Source organism: Nonomuraea sp. MG754425, assembly GCF_021699195.1.
Taxonomy (GTDB): Bacteria; Actinomycetota; Actinomycetes; order Streptosporangiales; family Streptosporangiaceae; genus Nonomuraea.
In genome coordinates this window covers 1-5,000 of sequence record NZ_SSXE01000344.1, presented here as the reverse complement: position 1 = coordinate 5,000, position 5,000 = coordinate 1, and the positions used below count along the sequence as shown (strand labels likewise).

The 5,000-nt window shown below is 71.9% G+C and carries 6 protein-coding genes; 5 read left to right on the top strand and 1 reads right to left on the bottom strand.

The window, feature by feature from the left end; genetic code table 11:
- The 3 genes from FAF44_RS52015 to FAF44_RS52005 all read left to right on the top strand — a co-directional run.
- Positions 1-180 (top strand): hypothetical protein (locus tag FAF44_RS52015; protein WP_237110919.1); only part of this gene is annotated, 180 nt, incomplete at its 5' end.
- Positions 177-2,153 (top strand): cytochrome c oxidase assembly protein, encoded by a 1,977-nt coding sequence (locus FAF44_RS52010; protein WP_237110918.1) that lies wholly within the window; start codon positions 177-179, stop codon positions 2,151-2,153. The genes FAF44_RS52015 and FAF44_RS52010, both read left to right, overlap by 4 nt.
- A 207-nt stretch (positions 2,154-2,360) precedes the next feature.
- Positions 2,361-2,753, top strand: a complete 393-nt coding sequence (locus FAF44_RS52005; RefSeq protein WP_237110917.1) for a sensor histidine kinase — start codon at positions 2,361-2,363, stop codon at positions 2,751-2,753.
- A gap of 79 nt (positions 2,754-2,832) precedes the next feature.
- On the opposite strand, the gene map is transcribed toward FAF44_RS52005, so the two are convergent.
- Positions 2,833-3,681: a type I methionyl aminopeptidase gene (gene map, locus FAF44_RS52000; protein ID WP_237110916.1), complete on the bottom strand. Its 849-nt coding sequence runs from the start codon at positions 3,679-3,681 to the stop codon at positions 2,833-2,835.
- 5 nt (positions 3,682-3,686) lie between these two features.
- Between map and FAF44_RS51995 the strand changes: the two genes are divergently transcribed.
- Positions 3,687-3,890, top strand: coding sequence for a hypothetical protein (locus FAF44_RS51995; RefSeq protein WP_237110915.1), 204 nt, complete (start codon positions 3,687-3,689; stop codon positions 3,888-3,890).
- A gap of 76 nt (positions 3,891-3,966) precedes the next feature.
- Positions 3,967-4,905, top strand: coding sequence for a LysR family transcriptional regulator (locus FAF44_RS51990; protein ID WP_237110914.1), 939 nt, complete (start codon positions 3,967-3,969; stop codon positions 4,903-4,905).
- Positions 4,906-5,000: the final 95 nt, after the last annotated feature.

Genomic DNA, 5,000 nt, shown 5'->3' with positions numbered 1-5,000 from the left:
ACCCAACCCGCCACCGAGCAGCCCGCCGCGGCTGACACGGGCGCGGCCACCGGCGCGGCGGCCGAGCAGGCGTCCGCCGAGCAGGGCGTGACGTTCCCCGTCTGGCTGATCGTCGTCATCGGCGCGCTGGTCGGCATCGGCGTCGGGTTCCTGCTGAGCGCGCGGAAGAAGCAGCCGTGAGCCGGGCGGCGCGCCTCGCGCTCGTGACCGCGGCCGCCGCGACCGCCGCCCTGGTCATCGGCATGATCGCCGGGGGCCGGGCGTTCCCCCGGATCATCCCGGGGCTGCCCGACTCCGGCGCGTTCGTGCGCTGGGGCCTGCCGCTGTCCAAGCTGCTCATGGACGCCTCCGGCGTGCTCACCGTGGGCCTGCTGCTGATGGCCGCCGCCCTGCTGCCCAACGACAAGGGCGTGCTCGGCAAGAGCGCGACCGGCTACGTCAAGGCCGCCTCGTGGGCGGCGCTGGTCTGGGCGGGCGCGGCGTTCCTGTCCATCGTGTTCGGCGTCGCCGAGTCGTTCGGCCGCACCGTCCCCCAGGTCCTCGAACAGACCATGCTGACCAGCTACGCCACCCAGACCACGCAGGGCGTCGCGCTGACGCTCGTCGTGCTGTTCGGGGTGGCGATCGCGCTGTTCTCGCGCGGCGCCATCACCGCGGGGGCGGCGGCCGGGCTGCTGGTGTTCGCCATGGTGACGCTGCTGCCCGCGCCGCTGACCGGGCACACCTCCTCCTCGCCCAACCACGACCTGGCCACCTCCTCGGTCGCGCTGCACCTGCTCTCCCTCTCCCTGTGGACGGGCGGGCTCGGCGTGCTGGCCCTGCACGCGCTGCGCGGGCAGCCGCAACTCGAGGTGGCGGCGGCGCGGTTCTCCCGGATGGCGCTGTGGTGCTGGGCCGGAGTGGGGCTGTCCGGGGTGTTCGCGCTGGTCGCGCGGCTGGGCGCGATCTCCGACCTGTGGACGTCCGAGTACGGCCTGCTCGCCATGGCCAAGCTCGTGGCGTTCGTGCTGCTCGGCTACGTCGGCTACTGGCACCGCCAGCGCACGCTCGCGGACCTGCGCGGCCACAAGCCCCGCGCGTTCACCCGGCTCGCCGCCGGTGAGGCGGTGCTCATGTCCGCCACCATCGGCGTGGCCGTGGCGCTGTCGCGCACGCCGCCGCCCGAGTTCAGCATCCCCGCCGACCGGGCGTTCGAACTGCTCGGCTTCCCCCTCCCGCCGCCGCTCACCGTCGGCAACATCCTGTCGCTGTGGTGGTTCGACCTGTTCTTCGCCGTGGTCGCGGCCGTCCTGGCCGGTCTGTACGGGGTGGGCGTGCTGCGCCTGCGGCGGCGCGGCGACGCCTGGCCGTGGGGCCGCACCGCCGCCTGGTTCATCGGCGTCGCGATCCTGGTGTTCTGCACGCAGAGCGGGCTGGCCAGGTACGCCCAGGTCATGTTCGACGTGCACATGATCGAGCACATGACGCTGTCGATGGTGGTGCCGATCTTCCTCGTCCTCGGCGGGCCCGTCACGCTGGCCCTGCGCGCGCTCAAACCCGCCGCCAAGCGGGGCGACCGGGGGCCGCGCGAGTGGATCACCACGATCCTGCACAGCCGGTTCACCAAGGTGCTCACGCATCCCGTGGTGGCGACCGCGATCTTCGTCGCCTCGACGTACGCGCTGTACTTCACGCCGCTGTTCGAGTCGGCGATGAACGAGCACCTCGGGCACATCTGGATGACGCTGCACTTCCTGATCAGCGGGTGCCTGTTCTTCTGGGTGATCATCGGGGTCGATCCCGGGCCCAACCGGCTTCCGCACGTCTGGCGGCTGCTGATGCTCTTCGTCACGATGCCGTTCCACGCCTTCTTCGGCATCGCGCTGATGATGATGGGCTCCGTGATCGCCTCCGGCTGGTACGAGCAGCTCGGCCGCACGTGGGGCGCCACGCTGCTGCAGACGCAGCACGACGGCGGCGCCATCGCCTGGGGCTTCGGCGAGATCCCGACGCTCATCGTGCTGCTCGCCATCGCCGTGCAGTGGTACAAGGACGACGACAGGCAGGCCCGGCGCGCCGACCGCAGGGCCGAGCGCACCGGCGCGGGAGACCCGGAACTCGACTCCTACAACGCCTACCTCGCCCGTCTCAACCGTGCTGACAAGGGCGAGTAGCCGTTCGGACATGGCCTTCTACCTTCCGACTACAAGTCCCTGGACCGACAGGTAGCCTTTCTTCCAGGGGAGACGGGTATAACCCCTTCAGCTAGCGTGCGTGGCCTTGAGGGGGGATACGCACCGCGGTTGGGAGCGCCGGAGTGGGGACCGGCGCCGCGCCCGGGTGCCTAGGAAGGCGAGAACCAATTGTCGGAAGAGACGCGGATGCGCGGGGGTCAGAGCCTGGCCGAGGCGCTCGAACGCCACCTGGCCGACTGGTCGGAGCAGACGGGCGTCACGGTCGAGACATGGGCGCTGCCGATCACCGATGTGCCCGCACGCGTGTCGGAGGGTGTGCTGACCGCCATGCGTGAGGCGCTGTCCAACGTCGAATTGCACAGCGGAGCCCGGACCGTGTCCATCGCCGTGACCACCGGCAGGAGCGGGCTGCGCATGACCGTCAGCGACAACGGCCGGGGCTTCGCCGCGGACGCGGTTCCGGGGCGGGGCATCGCCCGGATGCGGGCGGCCTTCGCCGAGATCGGCGGCAGTCTCGCCGTGAACAGCGTGCCCGGCGAGGGCACCACGGTGTCAGGGGTGGTGCCGAGGCGGCGCTGACGGCCGGCGCCGCGCCCGGGGTGCGTTCCGGCGCGCCCCGGCGCGGTGCCGCACGGGGCTCGGACCCGGGCCTGCCGGGTCAGGGGAGGGTGAGGATCTCGCTGCCCGTGTCGGTGACGACGATCGTGTGCTCGAACTGGGCCGTGCGCTTGCCGTCCTTCGTCACGGCCGTCCACTTGTCGGGCCAGATCTCGTACTCGATCGTGCCCAGGGTCAGCATCGGCTCGATCGTGAACGTCATGCCCGCCACCAGCTCCACCCGCAGCGACGGGTCGTCGTAGTGGGGCACCATGAGCCCCGAGTGGAAGCTCGTGCCGATGCCGTGGCCGGTGAAGTCGCGTACGACGCCGTAGCCGAAGCGCTTGGCGTACGCCTCGATGACGCGGCCCACCACGTTGAGCTGCCGGCCGGGCGCGACCGCCCTGATGGCGCGCATCATCGCCTCGCGGGTGCGCTCGACCAGCAGGCGCGACTCCTCGTCCACGTCTCCGGCCAGGAACGTCGCGTCGGTGTCGCCGTGGACGCCGCCGATGTAGGCGGTGATGTCGACGTTGACGATGTCGCCGTCGCGCAGCACGGTGTCGTCGGGGATGCCGTGGCAGATGACCTCGTTGATCGAGGTGCACAACGACTTCGGATAGCCCTTGTAGCCGAGCGTGCTGGGATAGGCGTCGTGGTCGAGGAGGAACTCGTGGCCGATCCGGTCGAGCTCGTCGGTCGTCACGCCCGGCCGGACGTGCCGGCCGACCTCCTCAAGCGCCTGGGCGGCGATCCGGCCCGCCACCCGCATGAGCTCGATGGTCTCGGGCGTCTTCACGTCGGACTCGCCGGTCCTGGGGCGCTTCTTGCCGACGTACTCCGGCCGCTCGATGTGGGCGGGGACCTTTCGCATGGGCGAGACTCGCCCGGGCTGGAGCAGTGTCGTCATGAAACATGAGTCTACGGGGCAGAATTGACGTCGTGAGCGAAGGCCAGTGGTGGTTCTGTCTCAAGCACATGCGGGTCGAGCCCGACGAGGGCTGCCCCAACAAGGACCGGATGGGTCCCTACGAGTCCGAGCAGGAGGCGGCGGGGGCGTTGCAGCGTGCCGCCGACCGCAACAAGGCGTGGGACGAGGCGGATCAGGACGATGACTGACCCAGGAGGCTGACCGGCTCCGGCACGGCCGATCACGCCGGGACGGTGATCGGCCGGTCCAAGTAGGCTGGGCCGCGTGGAGATCGACCCCCGGCGGTTACGCGTTCTGCACGAGGTCGCCCGGCGCGGCGGCGTGATCCGCGCCGCCGAGGCGCTGCACCTGACGCCCTCGGCCGTCTCCCAGCAGCTCGCCCAGCTCGAACGCGAGGTCGGGCTCGCCCTCATCGACCGCTCCCAGCGCAGCGTCTCGCTGACCCCCGAGGGCCGGGTGCTGGCCGGGTACGCCGAGCGGGTGGAGGAGGAGCTGACCGAGGCGAAGCGGGAGCTCGCCCGCTACGCCGAACGGCTGGCGGGGCCGGTGCGCATCGCCGCCTTCGCCACCGTGATCAGGCACATCCTGGTGCCCGCCCTGCGGGAGCTGGCCGTCCGCCACCCCAAGATCACGCCCGTCATCCACGACATCTACGGGCAGCCGGCGCTGCGCGAGTTACGCCTGGGCGCGGTCGACGTGCTCATCACCGAGCAGGACATGGGCCTGCCCGCCCTGTCGCAACCGTCACTGCGCACCCGGCTGCTCTTCGTGGACGAGTACCGCATCGTCGCGCCCCCGTCCTGGCCGGAGCCGCCCGCCACGGTCGACGACCTGATGCGCTGCCCGTGGGTGGCCAGCACGCCGTCGCACGCCTGCGGGCAGGCGCTGGAGCGGCTGGCGGGGCTGCACGGGTTCGAGCCACGCAAGGTGCACGTCGTCGCGGAGTTCGAGCCGACGCTGTCGCTGGTGGCGGCCGGGCAGGGGGTGGCGATCGTGCCCACGCTGGCCCTGCTGGACGTGCCGCGCGGCGAGGTGCTGGTGAGCGACCTCCGGGAGGTGGGGGCACGCCGGCTGGACGTCGTCACGCGGGCCGGGCGCACCCGGTCGGGGGAGCCCGATCCCGTGCAGGCCGTGGTGATCGGGGTGATCGAGGAGGCCACGGCGGCGTTGCAGGCGTCGCTGCGCGAGCGTCTCGGCGAGTAGCGCCCCGGCGGCGTGCCGCGCCCGGGTGAACCCCGAGGCAGGTCCGCCGGTCTGGCCGGCCGCACCCAGGCGGGGCCTGCCGGGTGGCCGGGGCG